The sequence below is a fragment of the Gloeocapsopsis crepidinum LEGE 06123 genome (assembly GCF_015207655.1).
GTDB classification, from domain to species: Bacteria; Cyanobacteriota; Cyanobacteriia; order Cyanobacteriales; family Chroococcidiopsidaceae; genus Gloeocapsopsis; species Gloeocapsopsis crepidinum.
Window position 1 is genome coordinate 16,433 of record NZ_JADEWN010000065.1, and the last position, 20,326, is coordinate 36,758.

15 protein-coding genes are annotated in these 20,326 nt (G+C 40.8%); 6 read left to right on the forward strand and 9 right to left on the reverse strand.

Annotation, left to right across the window (positions count from 1 at the left end):
• Nucleotides 1-80: 80 nt before the first annotated feature.
• A complete protein-coding gene (locus tag IQ230_RS21030) occupies nt 81-1,139 on the forward strand; it encodes an iron-containing redox enzyme family protein (RefSeq protein WP_193934202.1) in 1,059 nt (352 codons plus the stop codon).
• 64 nt (nt 1,140-1,203) lie between these two features.
• Here the strand turns inward: IQ230_RS21030 and IQ230_RS21035 are convergent, their stop codons facing one another.
• Both IQ230_RS21035 and IQ230_RS21040 read right to left on the reverse strand, forming a co-directional pair.
• Nucleotides 1,204-1,917, reverse strand: a complete 714-nt coding sequence (locus IQ230_RS21035) for a methyltransferase (RefSeq protein WP_193934203.1) — start codon at nt 1,915-1,917, stop codon at nt 1,204-1,206.
• Nucleotides 1,918-2,230: 313 nt separating this feature from the next.
• On the reverse strand, nt 2,231-2,560 hold the full coding sequence (locus tag IQ230_RS21040; protein ID WP_193934204.1) for a hypothetical protein: 330 nt from the start codon (nt 2,558-2,560) through the stop codon (nt 2,231-2,233).
• A 123-nt stretch (nt 2,561-2,683) separates the two neighbouring features.
• Here IQ230_RS21040 and IQ230_RS21045 point away from each other — a divergent pair, with 123 nt between their 5' ends.
• The 3 genes from IQ230_RS21045 (at nt 2,684) to IQ230_RS21055 (ending at nt 4,887) form a co-directional block, all read left to right on the forward strand.
• Nucleotides 2,684-3,220, forward strand: a complete 537-nt coding sequence (locus IQ230_RS21045; RefSeq protein ID WP_193934205.1) for a rhodanese-like domain-containing protein — start codon at nt 2,684-2,686, stop codon at nt 3,218-3,220.
• 197 nt (nt 3,221-3,417) lie between these two features.
• Nucleotides 3,418-4,437, forward strand: a complete 1,020-nt coding sequence (locus IQ230_RS21050; RefSeq protein ID WP_322742515.1) for an SDR family oxidoreductase — start codon at nt 3,418-3,420, stop codon at nt 4,435-4,437.
• 150 nt (nt 4,438-4,587) lie between these two features.
• A complete protein-coding gene (locus IQ230_RS21055) occupies nt 4,588-4,887 on the forward strand; it encodes a hypothetical protein (protein ID WP_193934207.1) in 300 nt (99 codons plus the stop codon).
• A gap of 106 nt (nt 4,888-4,993) precedes the next feature.
• On the opposite strand, the gene IQ230_RS21060 is transcribed toward IQ230_RS21055, so the two are convergent.
• From IQ230_RS21060 to IQ230_RS21090, 7 genes are all read right to left on the reverse strand, one after another.
• Nucleotides 4,994-6,235: an FtsX-like permease family protein gene (locus tag IQ230_RS21060; protein WP_193934208.1), complete on the reverse strand. Its 1,242-nt coding sequence runs from the start codon at nt 6,233-6,235 to the stop codon at nt 4,994-4,996.
• A gap of 120 nt (nt 6,236-6,355) precedes the next feature.
• Nucleotides 6,356-7,930 (reverse strand): B12-binding domain-containing radical SAM protein, encoded by a 1,575-nt coding sequence (locus IQ230_RS21065; protein WP_193934209.1) that lies wholly within the window; start codon nt 7,928-7,930, stop codon nt 6,356-6,358.
• A gap of 109 nt (nt 7,931-8,039) precedes the next feature.
• On the reverse strand, nt 8,040-9,440 hold the full coding sequence (locus IQ230_RS21070) for an amidohydrolase family protein (RefSeq protein WP_193934210.1): 1,401 nt from the start codon (nt 9,438-9,440) through the stop codon (nt 8,040-8,042).
• A gap of 38 nt (nt 9,441-9,478) precedes the next feature.
• Entirely contained in the window at nt 9,479-9,799 is a 321-nt protein-coding gene (locus tag IQ230_RS21075) for an Mpo1-like protein (protein WP_193934214.1), read from the reverse strand.
• 264 nt (nt 9,800-10,063) lie between these two features.
• Entirely contained in the window at nt 10,064-10,567 is a 504-nt protein-coding gene (locus tag IQ230_RS21080; RefSeq protein WP_193934211.1) for a sterol desaturase family protein, read from the reverse strand.
• Between the two features lie 322 nt (nt 10,568-10,889).
• Nucleotides 10,890-13,067, reverse strand: coding sequence for an ATP-binding protein (locus IQ230_RS21085; RefSeq protein WP_322742516.1), 2,178 nt, complete (start codon nt 13,065-13,067; stop codon nt 10,890-10,892).
• Nucleotides 13,068-13,265: 198 nt separating this feature from the next.
• Nucleotides 13,266-16,916 (reverse strand): WD40 domain-containing protein, encoded by a 3,651-nt coding sequence (locus IQ230_RS21090; RefSeq protein ID WP_193934212.1) that lies wholly within the window; start codon nt 16,914-16,916, stop codon nt 13,266-13,268.
• 922 nt (nt 16,917-17,838) lie between these two features.
• On the opposite strand from IQ230_RS21090, the gene IQ230_RS21095 reads away from it, so the two are divergent.
• Both IQ230_RS21095 and IQ230_RS21100 read left to right on the forward strand, forming a co-directional pair.
• Complete coding sequence (locus IQ230_RS21095) at nt 17,839-19,008, forward strand: HetZ-related protein 2 (protein ID WP_193934213.1); 1,170 nt, start codon at nt 17,839-17,841, stop codon at nt 19,006-19,008.
• 238 nt (nt 19,009-19,246) lie between these two features.
• A complete protein-coding gene (locus IQ230_RS21100) occupies nt 19,247-20,197 on the forward strand; it encodes a hypothetical protein (protein ID WP_322742517.1) in 951 nt (316 codons plus the stop codon).
• Nucleotides 20,198-20,326: the final 129 nt, after the last annotated feature.

Sequence of the window (20,326 nt, forward strand, 5' to 3'; positions counted from 1 at the left end):
GAGTGGAGTATTGCGATGCGAGCATTACGGACAATTGTAATAACTTGTTCAATGTTATCCGAAGTATTACCGCTGAGGCGATGATTACACAAACCAACCAAACTGTATACAATGACGCCGAGCAGCAATTTGTAGAACTGCTCGATATGATAGATTTAGACGAAAAATTAGCAGCACAACCGGAACTTGCCAGTCAATTTGAAGCATCAATTGATCGCGCTATTCAAGATGCCTATTACACCGGATCGGGTGATGAAGCAGCCCATCGTTTTTTACAGCGCGTATTGTATCGTATTAACCGCCTAAAGCTGTTTTGGTACGACGATTTGCGGCACTATACTAACGAACGTTCGGCTTATTTGCGTAGTGTACGCGATCGCATTGAACTACCTTGGCAAGCGTGGGAACTAGCACAACTTGATGTTGCTGCAATTCAACAAGAAGATGTTAAGCAAGGGTTAGCAGAACGCGGTGCGCGAGATCTCGATCCGCCGTTGTCTGAGGATAGTCGTTATATCCGCGAACAAACAACAGAAGCCGGATATCGCCGGATACTTGCCATTGGTTCTTTTGATGGTTTAGTTGAAGGTAGCCGCCTTTCGCGAATTTTAGGTGGTGCAGCGAATGAAGTACAAGCAACACTAACTAAAGTGTTACTTGAAGAATATGGTAATGGTCGCTTATCACGCAAGCACTCAACCTATTTTGCTCAAATGCTATCTGAGTTTGGCATGAATACTGAACCCGAAGCATACTTCGATCTGGTTCCTTGGGAAGTGCTAGCCTGCGCTAACCATAACTTTCTAGTCACAGAATGCAAGCGATACTTTTTGCGCTATAATGGTGGATTAACTTATTTTGAAGTAGCAGGTCCTGCGGCTTATCGCAATTATCTTGCAGCAGCCCAACGTTTGGAACTTTCACAAGCTGCAATGGGTTACTGGGAATTACATATTCGAGAAGACGAACGTCATGGACAGTGGATGCTGGATGATGTTGCTTTGCCTTTAGCACAGAAGTACCCTGAACAAGCTTGGGAAATCTTGCTGGGATACGATCAGGAAAAACTAATGGGCGATCGCGCAGGAGAAGCAATCGTGCGATCGGCAAAAGAAGCTGATTTAGCTGCAGTCAAATAAGCAAAATTACGTTCCCTGTTGTCTCTTGATAGGGAACGTAATTTTTAAAAAATAGTAGAAATGTTTATAGAGCAGTCATTATTTGAAGTAATTCTTCAGATAAATCTAACTTTAGCTTATGTTTTTTTGTAAATAGAACACCTGCTAGCATATAGATATTTTCTGAGTAAAAAGCCTGATTGTTTTTTCTTAATTCTGTGATTCTTTGTTGTACTTTAGGGTCAGAGCTATAGTAGCCAAATTTTAATGGTGAAACTATAAAATCAGCAATACCGTATCCTGTTGTTATTGCATAATCTATTAGACTTTCTGGGTTAGAGTAACTAGAGATCATTAATAATACATTCTCATAAGCCAAAGATAGAAGCTTTTTTGTAATAGTAATCCCATCTGTTCCTCCATGCAGCAATGGCTGATATATTTTATTGTCCTTCGCAGGCAAGTAAGGCGGATTTGAGATTAAATACTCAGCTTGATGTGCCGCGTCAAAAAATGACGTGTTGTGTATTATATAATTTCTCGCTAATCCAAAGGCTTCTATTTTAGATTGAGCAGCTTCGTACGCTAAGTGATTGATTTCAAAGCCGTGTACCACTCCAGGAAATCTTGTCCTCACTAATGATTTTATTACTGGACTACCATCACCGGAGCCAAATTCAACGATCGCTTTTGAGGCAGGACAATTATTTAAAACTAATGATTCTATGCAAAATGCATAAAAATCTGATTCTTCTGGGCAAAAGAAAACGTCTTTTAATGGCTGCGGAGAAGTAAGCATAGAAATTTCAGTAAACTTATATACTGAAATTAATCTTTAAGCTTTTCTTTATTCATCTATCGCTAGTTCTATACCTAAAAGCCTAAGTATTTAAACTAAAAATTACTAAATTACACAAAAAGGATTGATCGTCCAAATCTGATAATATGCAGTAACAGACTATAAGTTAGCTAGCTCTATCAACTTAATTCAACCTAGGATAACTATATAAGATGTTGAGTGTAGATAAGCAAAATGTCTACTTTACAACAATATTAATTTGGTTAATTAGCCCACTTATCTTAAGTCATTGCTAGCAGCGAACTATCAAACATTATTGTGCTACCACAGGACGTTTTACTGCAAAGCGTCTGGCAACAATAATTGACCCTAAATTAGTTAATAAACAGGTGCTTGCTAACCATAGCAAGATGTATGTTGGAGCCATCACAACTCCGATCGCGAACCAAGTCCAGATGTGCAACAACATCAACACTGCAAAGATACTAGCAATTCCTGCTGATTGGTAGACCTGAGATAAGGGACGCCGCAACGCTGTCAGCAGCATTGTCAGCGAGGTAGCGATTAAGTTAGCAGGAACTAATACTGCACACAAGGCAATACAGTGATTACGTGAAAGCTCTGCAAGAGTGTTGAAAAACATTCAGTTACCTAGACGATCTAAGTTGCCAAATCCTAACACTAATTTTTAGTCAATGAACCATTGACTCGCATAATATTAAACTTTTCGTAATAATCGAGGTGAGGAGCGATCGCCTATAACGTCATGAAGAATGAAATTGATAGCAAGATAATTTGGAGTGCGATCGTATTAAGTATAAGTATTGTAGGGGTGCTTAGTTGGCGATCGCTTGCTTTTTGGATTTTGAAACCCCTCATTAGGCGTAAGTTTCCCACAGTTGAATGGTTAACGACACAAGAATTAGCACAATGGCAGAACTCTCAAAAGCCACAGCCGATTTTACTTGACGCTCGCAATGCAGCAGAATATCAAGTGAGTCATCTGCAACAAGCACAGCATATCGATCCGAAGCAACCTGAGTTGTCAGCTTTACCGCCGCAGGAAACACCAATTGTTGTCTATTGCTCAGTAGGCTACCGTAGCGCGAAAATTGCAGCAAAATTAACTGAGGCTGGTTACAAGCGCGCATATAACCTTGAAGGTAGTATCTTTCAATGGGTCAATGAAGGGCGTCCTGTGTTTCAAGACAACAATCAGACAACGCAAGTGCATCCTTACAATCCCCTTTGGGGACAACTTCTCAAATCAAAGTACCGCGCGAAAATAAATGAGGGAGAGTGACGGGATGACGGGGAGTTATAAGTATTGAGATAAAAAAATCTTTTCACTCAGACCTCAAATCGTTAAACTAAATCTCTCTTTGTCAACCTTACGGTTGATGTCTAACTCCTTAAAATTTTTCTAAGTTAATTAATAAAAGTTCACAAAGTTCTTTACCTAGGGAAGTAATGAGGGTGCGGAAAAATTTAGGAGTAAAAGTGACTCAACTTAAACCCATCAATCAACAAGTCGTAGCAATTGTCGGTGCTTCTAGTGGAATTGGTAGAGAAACAGCATTGCAATTTGCCAAGCGTGGAGCAAAAGTTGTTGTAGCAGCAAGAAGTGAATCAGGATTGCGATCTCTTGTAGAAGAGATTCAACGCCTTGGTGGTGAGGCGATCTATGTACTAGCGGATGTGAGTGATTTTGAGCAGGTAAAAGCGATCGCAGACAAAACTGTACAAGCTTACGGTAGAATAGACACCTGGGTTCATGCTGCTGCTACAGCCGTACTGTCTCCATTTGAGAAAATCACGCCAGAAGAATTTAAGCGCGTTATTGATGTCAACCTGACAGGACAAGCATACGGTGCGATGGCTGCACTACCACACCTTAAACGTGAAGGACGTGGTGCATTCATCAGTATTTCCTCAGTAGAAGCAAGACGTGCAATTCCGCTACAAAGTCCTTATTCTGCCTCAAAACATGGTGTAGAAGGGCTTTTAGAAGCCTTGCGTGTCGAATTGATGCACGAAGGTATTCCTATCAGCGTGACAAACATTATGCCTGCGGTAATTAATACGCCGTTTTACAACAAAGCCCGCACCAAATTAGGTGTAAAACCAACAGGAGTACCACCATATTATCAACCAAGCTTGGTTGCAGAGGCAATTTTGTATACTGCTGAGCATCCAACACGCGATTTTATTGTTGGAGATATTGGTAAGATTCTCGATCTTATGCAAAAAGTCTCGCCGCAACTCGTTGATGCATTGTTACTAGCGATCGGTTTTGTGGGGCAACGTACTGATGAACCGAAGTCAGAAGACGCACCAAACAATGTATTTGAACCTATCGAAGGTTATGACACATCGGAAGGAGACTTCAGCAATTTAACGATACCCAGTTTCACTGATTGGCTAGATAAGAATCCACCAATAAAGTGGGGTGCTGTAGCCGCTGCAACGTTAGGAGTTGCCACAGTTCTAAAAGCCTTGTTACCTGGCAACGATGCTTAAATAACAAGGAAACAAGCCTCTCAATTAAATTTACCTGAATTTAATCCCTACGAAAGAGATAAGCCAAATACAGAATGAGATATTTTCAAATAAATTGAGGCAATTAGCTCAAATCAAGCCATTTAAGTTTGCAGCAGAGATCAAATTATTATGAGTAACGAACCCGAACAAGTACTACCAGAAGATCCTCGCGAAGCTGAGCCAGGCAGAGGAGCGCCAGGAGATAATCACTATGGCGTGCAAATGGCACAAACAACCGATGTCAATCCCCCAGATGCAGTTATACCTGCTAATACTGACACGGAAAGAAGTGTACGGCAGGTGGAAGCGTTAGAAGCGCAAGAAGAGGGAACAGGATTACCTAGCACGGATGGTTATGTGGTTGACGAGTCAGGTAGGTTAGATAACTTTGCTGTTGAGCCGCCTATATATTACGAGGACGAGAAGTAGTTTTTAGCGTTATATCATCTGCAGCTGAATAACTAAACTACCTTAGAGGTGCTAGTGGCTAGTCGTTAGTTATAATTTACTGGTCGCTAGTCACTAATCATTTTGATTATGCTTTGAAAACGATTGCTGGATCGACGCGAGTCACTTTTTGAATGGCAAATGCAGCAGAACCAACACACATTAAAACTGTGACACCAAAAATTGCGATCGCACTTATAGGAGTAATCAAAATCATAATTCCCTGTGTTGCTATTGTCCAAGCCCCCACACCGTAGCACAAAATCATACTTGGTAGATAGCCTAAGATTGCCATCCACAAGGATTGCTCGACAATAACACCATAAATTTTCCAGTCGGAAGCACCCATTGCCTTAAGCGTTCCAAATTCTTTTAAATGATCTGATACCGACGAATAAAGAATTTGCCCGACAACGACAACTCCAACTATGACACCAACAATTGTACTAAGACCCAAAAGAAATCCAATTCCTGTACGCTGCTGCCAAAATTGTTGATTGTGTCTAATGAGTTCTGCTTGAGTAAAAGCGCGGGTGTTAGGTAGTGCAGTTTCTATTCTTTGCTTGAGTACTTGTAAATCTTCTCCTGAGTCTGCCTGAATTAGGACATGAGTAATTAAATCGGATGCTGCTAATGGTTTAGGTACAGGAGTTGTATCAGGCTCAGGCTGTGTATAAACGTTAGTACATTGAATATCTGACGAACCTGCTTGCACTTTGCACGATAAAGTTGCACTTTGACCGGAGTTAGCATAAGCGTTAGCATTTGACAAGGAAGTAAATATAAAGGGGTTAGAGACAATCGAGCGATTTCCTTGTGTTAAGCCAATGACTCGTGCTGGCAAAGTCGCAATTTCCTCAACTTCCCCAACATTGTGTACATTAAGTGTTGTGAGATTTGTCCCATCCAGCATCACCGTGTAAGGCTCCGATAAAGCACTAATGCTGCCTTGAGTAACGTTTTTGGGTGCAAACAGTTGCCCATTGGGATCGAAGCCAATAATTCGCACCAAGACAATCTCTTGCAACGAGTTACGCCAAATTGCACCTTTGAGCGTTAAAGGTTCTGCGCTTGCAACACCATCTACTTTTTGGGCGTCATTAACTTTGCTTGCAGGGATAGGCAAAGATAGTTCCAGATGCACAATACTCTCAGAAGTCACCCAGATATCCGCTTGCGAGTGTTCAATAATCTGTGTCGTTGAGCGAGTAAAGCCATTAAAAATCCCTGTTTGAATCGTTACCAAGCTTACTGCAAACATGATTCCCGCTTGGGCGACAAGAAAGCGTGGTAGATCTTCTAGGAGATTTTTTCGAGCAACTGAAACCATATTCAGTAAGTGAATGAAAACAAACGTAACTTAAGGGTTGTTAATGGTTAATTGTTAATAGTTGCCGAACCATCAACATCTTCACAGCAGGATGAGCTGATTAAGCCGCAACTTTAGTCGTTAGGCTGCATATGTTTTCACTGCCATATCTTCCTTTGATTCTTCCAATAATGTAGCTAATTGTGCTTCAATTTCGTCACGGACAATTTGCCGATATTGAATAAAGTGTTCAATTAATGCACAATTACTCAAATAAGGAACAAATACACCTGGATTATGGCGCATTATGCCAAATAGCTGTTTCCAGAATTGAAACCGAGTATTGCGTTTAAAGCCCTGTCGCCAGCAGATAATGAATACTGCTCGCATCTCGATAAGTTCCAACATCCGAAAGGGTGCTTTGTGTGGTGCTGGCTTCATTGCCATAAAGTGACGGTATACTCTTGATAGATAGCGACGAGGTTCATACAGTTCCCAGAAGCAACTAACGTACTCGCGTGCTAACTCTGGCAAAGGGCGCGTAGGAACAAAGTTTGTTAAAGTCATCTGATGACCTTCAGTTTCTTGCTTCGCCTCTAAAAGACGCCCTTCTTTCTGTAGACGTTGCCATAAAGCAGTATTTGGCAGTGCTTGTAATAACCCAAACATCGCTTTGGGAATTGCTGTCGCTTCCACAAAATTGATAATGCGATCGCCTGCACCAGGTTGTTCATCATCAAATCCCAGAATAAAACCTGCCATGACGCTCAAGCCAGCTTGATTAATTTTCCGTACCGATTCGATCAGCGAGTTACGTGTATTTTGGAATTTGTGAGTTAGCGCAAGGCTGTCGGTATCTGGCGTTTCAATTCCTAAAAATACCGAAGTAAAGTTCGCCGCAACCATCAATGCTAACAACTCATCATCTTGTGCCAAATCTACCGATGCTTCTGTAGCAAGACGAAAAGGATATTGGTGTTCTGCCATCCAAGGACCAAGTTCCCGTAGTAACAGTTTGACATTCCGCTTGTTACCAATAAAATTGTCATCGACCATAAACACTGAACGCCGCCAGCCTAAATCGTAAAGTGTCTGTAACTCAGCAATTAGTTGTGCTGGTGTTTTGGTTCGAGGTTTACGCCCATACAGCACAATAATGTCGCAGAACTCGCACTGAAAAGGACAACCCCGCGAAAATTGCACTGACATCTCGTTATAGGCATTGAGATCGAGGAGATCAAATCGTGGAATTGGCGTACTAGTAACATCAGGCTTTTCTCCTTTGGCAGTAAAAATTCCTGAAGTTTCGCCGCGTTCGAGCGCAGCAACAAGAAGTGGTAGAGTAATTTCGCCTTCATCTAAAACGAGAAAATCTGCTCCCGCTTCCTGCGCTGCATCAGGTACAGAAGTCACATAGGGACCACCCACTGCTACCAATTTATCCCGTCGCTTTGCCTCATGAATGAGATGCAGCATATCGGGTTTTTGGACAATCATGCCAGAAATAATGACTAAATCTGCCCAAGCCCAGTCTGCTTCAGTTTCCTCGCCTACATTGCGATCTACAAGGCGGAACTCCCAGTTTTGAGGCAAAATTGCTGCTACAGTAATCATCCCCAATGGGGGCAGAGAAACTTTACGGCCAATGAGTTCTAGTGCGCGATCAAAGGACCAGAAAGATTTGGGGAAAAGTGGATATAAAAGTAGTACACGCATTATATTTTAGGGCTAGTGGTTAGTGGTTAGTGGTTAGTGTCAAGAGTGCTTAACAACTAGTAACTAGCAACTAGTCACTAGTTCTTCCCCTGATCCCCGAACCTGACCTTTAATTAGTTAAGTTTGTTGTTTGTGCTAAGAGATGATTAGGTAGCGTTTGACGCAGGCGATCGCCATATAATGCTAAAGCATTACCACCTAGAAGTAACTCTAAGTGCTCGCGATCGTAATCTGCAACTGTCGCAGCATCATGGACGCAATTTTGTAATACGCCATCCCAATGACCATAATCGCCGGAGAAGCAAGCGAGGTGTTTGCCAGTTTCACCCATAGCAATATGTAGATAGGCAGGACCTGGATCGTCAGATTCAAACGAAGTGAAAATTTGTCCGCGCTCAAAGTATTCTAAGGGATCGCGGTGACGTAAGTCGTAGTGTTCGTATAAACTTACATCATCAATCTTTGTGGGATCGTGCTGTGTATTCCACAACAAATCGAATAAGTTTTTTGCTTGGCTAATCAAATTAACATTATTATGTGTCCCACGTTCTTGAATCATTAATTTAGTAAATTCCATCAACGACGGGCGATAAGGATGTTTCGGATCAAAATCACGAATGCGCTTTTCCCAATGTTCGTGGAAAGCATGAGCTAAATCAGGAACCCAACCGCAACCTCCTTCTAAAAACCCGACGCGCAAAGTGGGAAATTGCTCAAATGCGCCATCAAATACCATCCGTGCCAAAGCTAGCTGTTGTTGATTGCGCTGCACGAAAATATGGGTGAGGACAAAAGTCTCGGTGTAGTCAGAAATTCCGCCTACCATGTAAGAACCAGGTCCTCCATGTATTCCCAAGCCAATATTTAAATCGACTGCCGCTTGGAGAATGGGGCGAAAGTCAGGATGACTAATTGTTTTGCAACTGCGGATTTCGGGAAACGCTTCAGGTGCTTTCGGGTGCGGAATTGGCATATTTGGGGCAACAGCAACGCTGATCATCCCTAGTTCATTAACACAACGATGTATCTCGGCAACTGCTGCATCAACGTCTTGTAGCGGAATCACGCCAATGGGTTTCAATCGATTATCATAACCCCGACAGTCATCTGCCATGTAACTGTTGTAAGCACGGCAAAGCGCGATCGCCAAGTCTTTATCCAGAATGCTGGAAAAGATTAAGTTTAACGTGCCGTAAATCACATGAACGTCAATGCCTTCGCGATCCATATGTTCGATGCGGATGCGATTGAACATTGCGCCTAATGTCGTATCCGGATGCAAATTGCGGAAACCACCTTTACCCATGCCCTGGGGTTGCGGAAACATCCGCATCAAGTCGTTTTTTCCGGTTGCGGGGTTAAAGTCAATAATTCTTGCCCTTTGATCGCCTAAGCTATCAATCACCAAACCAATGCGATCGCGATACTCTGGCTCAATATAATCTCGCATGACTAATGGATTTTCGAGCTTATGCGCATCTGCATCAATAACTGGTAAACCTTGATACATGAGTTATCCTTAAAATCAATAAATATTGTTGCTTGAAACTAGTCGCTGAGAGCTTTATGCTGGAAATACTGCAAGACTTGGCGTACACCAAACCAATTCTCAAATGACCACTGCATTGATGCTAAAATTGTTATCCCTGGATACTTGACAAATGCAGGTTCATTCTTTTCAAAAAAAGCATGACCACCTAGAGCAAAAATTTGGGTTAACACTAAGCAGACAATTGTGAGTCGCCAATCGTAGAACAAAAAGATAACAGCGGCGATCGCTACAATATTTGTTAAGTGATGTAGAAATTGATTAATCGGGTGCTGGTGGCTTGCAACAAAGTGGGCTTTTGCCTCTTGGAAGTATTTCACAGCGTATGCCCCTATCTCAAAGAAAATTGCCAATGTTGTTAGGAACAATAGCACCACAAGTCTCTATGACCAACAAAAATAATAAATTCTTTATTGATCTTGAGAATTCAATGAGATTTACAAACTCAAAATGAGGAGTAGCATACAGAAATTGTTAATATAATTAGGACATTTTGCTTAACGGCAAAAATCTCCGCACGCAAATTTCTGCTGCTTCAAATAACTTTTACTTTGAACTGCAATGCGCAGTGTCCTTTGCTATCCTTACCACCATCGCAACTGTAGATAACCGCGTTCAGGTTGAGTCAGCTCCTCTTCAGTGAGCCATTCTACAGGTTTGTAAGTCCCAAAAACGCGATCCCACCAATCTACAGCTAAACCAAAGTTGTGATGCCACATACCGTATTTATGATGGACATAGTGAACAGGCATTTTCATCCAAAAGCACTTTGTAGGGTTCTCATGCTGCAGTTGATGTGCATAAGCTGAGAAAGCAGCGTAAATTAATCCTCCTAGAAACCAACCGATTCCGGCTTCTAAAGAAAGGAAAAATACAACAATCATGACAACAAAGCTACCGCGCACATAATCGCGAAATTCCCAGATGACGCCTTGTCCTTCATTACGGCGGTGATGATCGCGGTGACGTTCGCCAATTTGATGGGAAACGTGCATTAATCGATGCAGCCAGTACTCTACCAAACTCGCTAAGACAAACGCGAGTGTAAAACAGATAACTCCAATCAATATGCTGTGCAAAGTAAACATAACGCCTCCTAACACCGCTAATTCTACTTAAATTTAAGTTATCGTTAAATCTTTAGACTATTTCACTTAATTTCTGCTACAAAAAAATATCCTTCACTTCTACATCTGTACTCTTGCCACTCTCAAGCACAACAGTATAGGGTAACACTTCAAATGACAACCTTAGCTTTACTGTTTGACTATCTTTGCTTGACATATCAAGGGAAGCGTAGGTATCGTTCATACACTTAAATTCTTGAGTGTAAGCAAACTGTCATTGAGGTAAATTCTAGGGCGTTCTTGGGGTCTAGACGGTAATGATTAATGCAAAAGCGATCGCATGTTAAGCTTTAATAAAAGTTTGCAATGTATGTTGTAAAGTAATAAAGTTCAAAGGTTTACTAAGATAAGCATCTGCACCAGATGCAAGACAGCGATCGCGATCTCCTGTCATAGCCATAGCTGTCAACGCAATTACCGGAACTGATTGCCAGTAAGGACTATTTTTGAGTTGTCGGATGAGTTTGAATCCGTCAACTTTGGGCAATTGAATATCCATCAAAACCAAGTCAGGTAAAGCTTTTGCAGAGCTAACATATGAATCAATTGCTTTCATCATCGTTTGACCATCTGCAATTAACTCTACCTTGTAACCCTGTAGCTCCAGCATTTCTGTAATTAAAGCTTGGTTATAGGGCTGATCTTCTACAACCCAAACCCATTTACTTTTACCAACACTAACCATCTGTTCTTCAGCAGCATCAGCTTTAGAGGATACTAACTGTTGACGCATTTCTGTAAGCGGTAGCCATACGCGAAATGTACTGCCTTGATCTGCTACTGATTCGAGAGAAACAGTTCCTCCATGCAGTTCTGCTAATCGTTTTGTGAGTGCTAACCCTAAGCCCGTTCCTTCATGTTGTCGTGTTAAAGAAGCGTCTATCTGTTGAAAAGGACGAAAGAGTAAATGCCACTTTTCTGAAGGAATACCAATGCCTGTATCTTCAACTGCGATACACACATAAGGCGTACTTAGATTAATTGGACTACAATCTGGTCGATACATCTCAGATTGCAATTGATTGCCATAAGCGATACGACAACTAAGTTTAATTTGACCTCCTTCAGGTGTAAATTTGACTGCATTAGAGAGTAAGTTAATTAAGATCTGGCGAACACGACGCTCATCAAGGTTTGCCTGTGTTAGGCGATTGTCCAGCTCAAGTGATAACATCAGTCGCTTCTTATTTATGCGAGGCTGAATCATCTCTTGACACTGCAGACAGAGATCAGGGATGGATACAGGTTCTAGTTCTAGTTCTACTTTGCCAGATTCAATTTTAGATAAATCGAGAATATCGTTAATTAACTGCAATAGATGTTGACCACTTTCTTCAATTACTCGCAGATATTTAGTTTGGCGCGGAGTTAAAGAATCAAATTGGCGTAGTAGTAAATCTGAGAAACCTAAAATACTATTGAGGGGCGTACGCAATTCGTGCGACATGGAAGCGAGAAATTCTGACTTAAGTTGCGAAGCTTGCTCTAAATCTTCGTTAACTTGATGCAGGCGTTCTTGAGCTTGAGCACGTTCGATGGCAACTCCAAGCATTCGGCAAGCTGCTAATAGCATATCCTGCTGTGGGGCGTCTTGTAACTTGCGTAGACTGCGAGATTCTAGAGTCAAGACACCGATAATCGTACCATCAGCCGCAGGAATCGGGAAAATGCCCAACTGACCAATACCTGGATGCCGAAATGCAGGTACAGCCTGAGGGTGTTTACAATAGTCTTCAATAAATAGTGGTTTAGCCATATCAACGACTTGCCACAAAAGTCCTTGTCCGTAGGGAATTCCTCGCTCGAGGAATTTTGCCATTTCTGCTGTCACTGCATCGCCGTAAGTCGCAACAAACTGCGCAGAGATTTCACTGGTGAGTACATAAGCCCAAGCTTCTTGTTTTTTCCCTGAGATCACTTTGACATCACCAAAAGCAGCTCCGATTGTTTGGACAAGATAACTAAGAGCAAACTGTCCAATTTCTCGCAGTTCACTCGCAGGCTGGATGCGTTCCATTAATCCTAAAAGAAATGCTTGCCGTTTGAGTTCTGCGTTGAGATATGCTTGAGAGCGCCGATGCTCAGTAATATCTAGAAAGGTTATAATTCTTCCAGCATCAGAAGTGTCACTAGAATAAACTTCCAGCGATTTTCCGTTTGTTTGTTCAATGTAAACGGGGAAAGTTGTATTGCCATTTAATAGAAGCAACAGTTGTTCGTACTTTGCTTGCGACCAGTAGCCTTGTTTGACAATTTCAGCAAAAACTTCTTTGTCATAAGGCTTTTGTTTCAGCCAATCAGAATGTAATCCCCAATTTCGACAAAATTGTTGGTTAAAGACAATGAGGCGATGTGCACAATTGAATAAAGCGATCGCTTCACCTACTCTTTCAATTAGTGTCCCCTGCTGATGAAGATTGATGTTGTGCTTTGATTCCAATGGCTGTATCAATTGATTCACCTGCAATGGCAGTATTGTACAAGACTAGAGTCTTGTGTAGGCTCATTCAAAAATCTACTGAAAAAATAAATTACATCTAGTGATCCAAACAACTTACATTTGTGATGTAAAGCACATTGAGACAGTGTGAGAGGAAAAAAATTATAGGTTTCTATTCATCCCACCTACACAATTTCAGCTATAATCTCCTCTGCACTCCTAATCCTCTGCTTCTATCTCTACCGCACCAAGTGCTTTGAGCATGGCAATTTGAGCATCAGTTAACCCTGTCACACCTGTAATATTCATTCCTTCATAAGGGCGATCGCTGCGGATTGTTGTAATACACTCGCCAGTATCAAGATCCCAAAGTTTAATTTTTTCTTCTTGTTCGCCACTTGCAAGAATTTTACCTTGAGGGTGAAAGCTCACTGATGTGACGCGATCGCTGTGCCCTTCTAATGTTTGTAAACATTTACCAGTACGAACATCCCAAAGTTTCAATGTTTTGTCATCACTGGCACTGGCTAAAAGTTGCCCATCTGGACTAAACGCAACAGACCAAACACCATTAGTATGCCCTTGTAATGTTTGTAAACATTTGCCTGTGTCAACATCCCACACTTTGACTGTGTAGTCATCGCTAGCACTTGCTAAGATTTGACCTTGCGGATGAAAGGCAACAGACCAGACACCATTAGAATGTCCTTGCAAAACTTTAAGACATTCTCCGGTTTGGATATCCCATAATCGTACTGTCACATCACCACTGCTTGCTAAGATTTTGCCTTGAGGACTAAAAGCAACAGACCACACCCAATTAGTATGTCCGATGAGGGTTTGTAAACAACGCCCTGTATTCACATTCCACAACTTTACAGTATGGTCGCCACTTGCACTCGCCAAAGTATCATCTTGAGGATTGAAAGCAACTGACCATACCCAGTTTGTATGTCCTTGTAGTGTTTGAATGAGTTTACCTGTATTGACATTCCATAAATTAATCTTTTCACTAGCACTTGCAAGAATTTGTCCATTGTGACTAAAAGTGGTTGAAAGAATACCACGGGCATGTCCTTGAAAGGATTTTATGACTTTACTCGTGGAAATATCCCACAATCGCACAGTGCGATCGCTACTTCCAGTTGCCAACATTGTGCCATCTGGACTAAAAACAACAACTCGTACCAGATTTGTATAACCCCAAAGAGTCTTTAATGCGTTACCTGTATCAACATCCCACAGTTTTAACAAGCGATCGTCGCTTCCGCTAACTAATGTTTGACCATCCGGACTAAAAGCAACAGCCCAAACTCGACTCGCGTGTCCCTGTAGTGTTTTTGCACATTGTCTTGTGGTGAGATTCCACAACTTAATTGTTTTGTCGTGACTTCCACTAGCTAATGTTTGATCGTCAGGGCTGAAGGCAAGGCTTTGAACTAAATAGGAGTGTCCTTGTAATCGCCAACAATTCCCACTCTTGATATTACATACTGTGATGTTGCCATCATCGCTACCACTTGCAAGCAGTGTACCATCTGTACTAAAAGCGATCGCTCTAATTGGCTGTGCAGATTCAGTTAATTTGATAACCTGAGTGCTACTGATATCCCACAGCATGATGCTACCATCGTTGCTTCCACTCGCCAACAAATTACCTTGAGGATTAAAGCTTACCGACTCGACCCGATTTGTATGTCCTTGTAAAGATTGCAAGATTTTACCTGTTGCGATGTCCCAAATTTTTACAGTGCGATCGTCACTACCTGTTGCTAAAGTTTTACTATCAGGACTAAAAGCGAGTGACCAAACCCAACTCAGATGTCCGTGCAATGTTTGCAGTAGTTCACCTGTATGCGCGTCCCACAGTTTTACAGTGCGATCGTCACTACCCGTTGCTAAAATCGCTCCATCAGGACTAAACGAAACTGCTAAAATCCAACGAATATGACCTTTCCACGTTAAAATGGGCTTCATGTCTGCAACGCGCCATAACCGGATTTGACCTGCTTCACCTGCAGTCACGATGGTTTGACTATCTGGACTATAAGCCAATGCTAAAATGCAGCCGAAGTTTTCGGTAAATGCTGAGTTTGTTAAATCTGCATGTTGTAAATTGACGTGTTGCAAGTTAACGTCTTTAAGATAGGCTTGCCAAACAGTAATCTCTGAAAAGTCGTAGTAATTTAAATCAGCTTGTAACTGCACGAGTAGGTTAAGAACATTACCTCCTGCATATCCTGGTGCAATTGATGTAGGCAACCGCAGTTCGAGAAGAATGCGATTGAGCTGTTCTTTAATTCTTTGTCTGTTGCCAAAGCTAGCTAAAAGTGTGTTGATTAATGGTTGAAAGATCAACCGTTGCGCATCTCGAATATAGTCTTTAGTTTGTGCTTTGATCAAAGCATGACTATTGAAAAGATTAATATCTTTTGTCGTAATTTCGTTACAAATTTGAGAAAGAAACTGAGCAGTAACATACTCCATCACCGCAGGCTGCTGCGTAAAACTGGCAACACTTTTGCTAACAATCGGTACAGCTTTTTCAATTAAAGAGCGCTGTTGTAAAGATTCTAGTGCTTCTAGAACTTCGCGTGGCGATATGATAGGGAGAATATCTTGCTTTAGCTCTGATAATGTCACAGGTTCGTGATTGATTGCTAACCAATACATAACTTGCTGTTCAGCTATCGACAGACGCCTAAATTGCTGACCTAAAAGATCCCAAATATCTCCAAAAACTGCGGTACCTTGCTCAAGAAATTGCGTCACATCGCCATCAAACAACTCTTGAATATTTGTCGCAACTATCTTTAATGCTAGTGGATTACCACGATAGTGTTCAAATAACAGTTGCTGTTGTACATCTGAGCAAAAAAGTCCTTTAGTCTCAAAAATGTCTTTACCTTCAGATTGAGTTAAGCCATCTAAATGAAGCGATCTTACAGGTAAAGTAATTCCCTCAGAGGATGCTAAGCCCCTTGGTTTCTCACGGCTTGTAATAACTAAGCAACTTTGATGATGTGTTTGTGCAACACAGCGTAAGAGTTGTCCATATTCTTCGTATTCTTCAATATAATGTCCAGCACGTTCCCCTTGACGTAAAATTGTTTCTACATTGTCAAGCACAACTAAACATCGAGACGAACGTAAGTAATCCACAAGATGTAATATTTTATCTTCTACACTTTCAGGTAAATCGTTGATGGTTATTTGTTGATTTGAGAGAAATGAAATCAAGTTAGTGAGTAAATCTTGTATAGCTGGAGCATTCCGCAGCGATCGCCAAATGACATAATCAAAATTTGTGTGGATTTCTTGCGCTAACTTAACTGACAAACTGGTTTTTCCAATTCCTCCCATTCCAAGCAATGTCACTAATCGGCAGCGATCTTGCACAATCCATTGTTGTAGTGTTGCTAATTCTTTCGTTCTACCATAAAAGATTGATATATCAGGCGCACTTCCCCAATCGTGTTGAGTTTTAACTTCTCCTAAATTCGGAGTTATGTGTGCGTTCAATCCATAAGTTTGTGGAGTTTGTTCGGGTAAAGTCTCCTTGGTAAAACTTGCTTTTTGCCATCTTAATGTAGCCAGATTATTAAAGTCTTTGTGTGTAACCCGTGCATACCGTAAGACAACAGACTGAAAGTTATTTTTAGTAACTTTTTTACCAAAAACTTTGGTCAGCAACTGCCACAGATGAGAGCCAGTGTCTTTAATATAACCCGTATCATAACCAGAGGCTCTAGCAATCTCCATGTAAGATTTCCCCTCCCAAGATTGCCGAAATACAATTTCTTGAGCTTTGTTCAAGCGTCCTTGTTCGAGGAGTTTTTCTATAATATCTATTGCTTCTTCAACGTTCATCTACCAGCACCTCTAGTGTTTATTGTCGTGCTGAATCAAAGGAGAGATAATAAATCTATCACCTCTTGGAATAGGTATTATATCCGTACAATAAAAACTAAAGTTGTAATTTAAATTACTCATCATCTAGCATACAACTGTTAGTAGAAAAACGTGACCGTCATCTATTTTGCTCGTTTAGCAGCATTATTCTACTATTCCTCCTGACAAGTTACGTTTGACTTTAATACATTTTTATTACTTTTAGCTGACCTTGTGGTGTCTTTTCCCGACTGACAGGGAAAAGACAATAACGATAAAGTATGTCTCAAGCAAGCTACTTGAACTACTTTAGAGTTCTTAGCTTTGAGGAAAACCTTAATAAAAAATAAAAATAGCAAGTTAACAAACTATAACACCTAAAACAAATTCTAGATTCTTAAATTTCTCTTTCTAGACCATACTGATAAAGCACAAAGGTAGTTAAATGTATATAGAAGATAATTTTAGGCAATTTGTGTATGTTTTTCTCACAGTTTCAAAAGTAAAGATTTTAGAGATTTTAGTCTCTGAAAGACAAGTTGCTAGAAGTTTACTTAGCTCTAAATCAATCTTAATGTATCGCTCTGATATTGACGGATTAAATAAAAGTTAGGAGAACTGATTTGTAAAATTTAGTAAACAATGCATTGCTTTTGGCTTTGATACTGAGAAATCAATAGATGTTAAACAAAATTTGTGAATAGATTTTTAAGTTAGAACGAGCAACATAAAGGTTAAAAACTTTTAAAAAAAGAACTGAGTTTTGAAGTAATGCAAAATTTCTAATAAATATTGCAAAACATCACAAAAAGGCAACTGAAAGAATTTGCACAAGTTAACACAATCAGAAGCATCTGCTACATAAATTAATTGAGTGCGACATATAGAAGTGCAGGTTGTCATGCAAACTTTACAGGTATTCGAGGAAGACAATCTCATGATTAAATGGACAGAAACTTTGACACAAAGTTGGCGATCGCGGCTTTGTCGCGAACTACAACAATATTCTGAACTCACCCAAGAAAGTATTTTGCGTTGGCTGATTGGCAATGATATTGAAAGAATCGAGACAATGCTTCCTCATGAGCTAGATCTTGTACAGCAAGGCATGGAATACCGTTATTGCATTTTACTGCAACGCTATTTAGGGCAAATGCCAGAACAAGCTTACCGCAACTTGACAACTCGATTGAGTAGCTTGGTGATTCTCCGTAACAAAATTCGGACTTGGGTATCTCTGAGTCGCGATCGCACGACAACAGTGTTGGCTGTTTTACAAGAAGTTATTCAAGAGTTGTTGCAAAGCGATCGCTATATGCAGCAACAAATGAACTGGATCGCCCAATGTACTAGCGACGTGAAACTACGAAACGCATTACTATTTACTAGTTTAGAAGAATATAGCTTGCGCCGGATTAGGAATCAGCCTTTGATTGCCTATCGATTTGTTAACTATTTACGCCGTGCCTCACGTGGAGGATTAACGCAAGTTCCCGCCCAAGATCTCGTTAAGCTTGTCTCAGAGGATCTCCTCACCGAGGACAATGACGATCCAATTAGTCTATTTGATACACCAGCGATCGCCGAATATCAAGATCGACAAGCTTTCATTGAACAACAAAGTTTAAGAATCAAAGTTCAAAAGGAATTTGAAGCTTATTTATCCCAGAAATTAGGAGCAACAGCAGTTAAATGGTTACAGCTATATCTGCAAGGAAAATCACAAGAAGCGATCGCCCATCATTTAAACTTACAAGTCAAAGAAGTGTATCGGCTACGTGAGAAAATTAGCTACCATGCAGTGCGCGTATTTGCTGCAAAAGAGCAAACTGAACTTGTCGGAAACTGGCTAGAAAATTCTTTACAAGAACATAGCTTCGGTTTAACACCGCAGCAATGGCAAAGCTATTGGGCTAAATTAACTCCCAAACAGTGTCAGCTTGTTAAGTTGCTAAAAGATGGTAAAGATACGGCAGCAATCGCCCAAACAATGCGTTTGCAAACACATCAGGTACTTAGCGAGTGGACTAAACTGTACTTAGTAGCTCAAACGATTAGAAGTCAAGATTGAGACGATCTACTTTCTCTTGAATGCTTTTAACGTAGCTGTCATCCGCAGATTTTAGATCTCTTTATGTATCTTTTTTCTTCAGTAATCTAGAGAAATTTACGACAACAATCGCCATAATATTCCACTATACTAGAACAAGAAGAGAATTAATTAACACATAAAGTTAAGTAATTTTACGGTTACTCGACCAAGTAATTGATTAGTATAGCGATCGCACGTTTATAACGGGGTGCTACAGGTGGATATTCAGCAAATGTTCTGGCTTATCGACAACATCATATCTCTTGAAGCCTGTCTGTATCATCAAGTACTGCCTTTGACTTTATCAGAAAATGTCTTGCGGCTAGGAATGGTAAATCCAGAAGACACTCTAGCTAAAGATTACGTCAGTTGCATTGTTTCCCACCTGAGTTACGCATTGGTTCCACAATCAATAGGCTTAAACACACATCGGGCAATGCTATCAGCATATTTAAAACACAAAGAAACTTCCCAACAAGCTAGACAGCCCCCGATTCCTCCTTTAGCTATAGAAAAGACATCATCTACAAGTGAAACAGAATCAGAAGAAAATTCACTAGCATTGCCAACGTTAGAAGTTAATCCACTTCATCTTTCTAGTTCTATAGAATTACTGTCAACCTTACCTGCAAAAGATCTGCTGCAAGAGTTACTCGGACGAATACTCACCGAAGGAATTGGTAGACTTTATTTTGAGCGGCAATATCCTCAGTTTGGTCGCATTCTCTGGAGTCTTAACGGTGTTGTGCAATCGATACTAGAAAAACTCCCTGCGCAACGATTTCAAGAAGTTATTGACGAACTTAAGCATTTAATGCATTTAGCGATCGCTCCTGTAGAAGAACAAACACAAGTAGAAATTGAACGCTTGTACCAAAATAGTCGCATATTGTTACGTTTACAAATTATGCCTGGTGCTTTTGGTGAAGAAGCAACCCTTCAAATCTTACGTGGCGCAGCGCTAGAGTTTTATCAACAGCAACAATCAACACACCTTGGTCAAGATGCATTATCCATTGCTCAACAACTACAGCACAAGTTGCGGGAAATGCACAAACGAGCTAGAACGCATCCTAACTTAAGTCGCGAACAATTAGAAGCGTTACCAGTGCTTAATCAACTGCTGGTAAACGTCAACAGTCAATTAGAAAAGCTCAAAGAAATTTAATGATACGAACTTGCGTTCTAAAGAACAATTAGGGTAGGGTGCAGTTAACCGAGAAACGAGCACTGTTATGGCAAGAGTCAGTCGAGTTGTAGCCCACCAGAGCGTTGAAGAAGTTAAGCAGAAGCTGGC

What these genes read in the sequence shown, in the direction of transcription:
- IQ230_RS21060 (WP_193934208.1), bottom strand. Translation starts at nt 6,235, where the DNA reads ATGGTTTCAGTTGCTCGAAAAAATCTCCTAGAAGATCTACCACGCTTT.
- IQ230_RS21035 (WP_193934203.1), bottom strand. Translation starts at nt 1,917, where the DNA reads ATGCTTACTTCTCCGCAGCCATTAAAAGACGTTTTCTTTTGCCCAGAA.
- IQ230_RS21040 (WP_193934204.1), bottom strand. Translation starts at nt 2,560, where the DNA reads ATGTTTTTCAACACTCTTGCAGAGCTTTCACGTAATCACTGTATTGCC.
- IQ230_RS21080 (WP_193934211.1), bottom strand. Translation starts at nt 10,567, where the DNA reads ATGTTTACTTTGCACAGCATATTGATTGGAGTTATCTGTTTTACACTC.
- IQ230_RS21030 (WP_193934202.1), top strand. Translation starts at nt 81, where the DNA reads ATGATTACACAAACCAACCAAACTGTATACAATGACGCCGAGCAGCAA.
- IQ230_RS21070 (WP_193934210.1), bottom strand. Translation starts at nt 9,440, where the DNA reads ATGTATCAAGGTTTACCAGTTATTGATGCAGATGCGCATAAGCTCGAA.
- IQ230_RS21055 (WP_193934207.1), top strand. Translation starts at nt 4,588, where the DNA reads ATGAGTAACGAACCCGAACAAGTACTACCAGAAGATCCTCGCGAAGCT.
- IQ230_RS21095 (WP_193934213.1), top strand. Translation starts at nt 17,839, where the DNA reads ATGCAAACTTTACAGGTATTCGAGGAAGACAATCTCATGATTAAATGG.
- IQ230_RS21090 (WP_193934212.1), bottom strand. Translation starts at nt 16,916, where the DNA reads ATGAACGTTGAAGAAGCAATAGATATTATAGAAAAACTCCTCGAACAA.
- IQ230_RS21065 (WP_193934209.1), bottom strand. Translation starts at nt 7,930, where the DNA reads ATGCGTGTACTACTTTTATATCCACTTTTCCCCAAATCTTTCTGGTCC.
- IQ230_RS21045 (WP_193934205.1), top strand. Translation starts at nt 2,684, where the DNA reads ATGAAGAATGAAATTGATAGCAAGATAATTTGGAGTGCGATCGTATTA.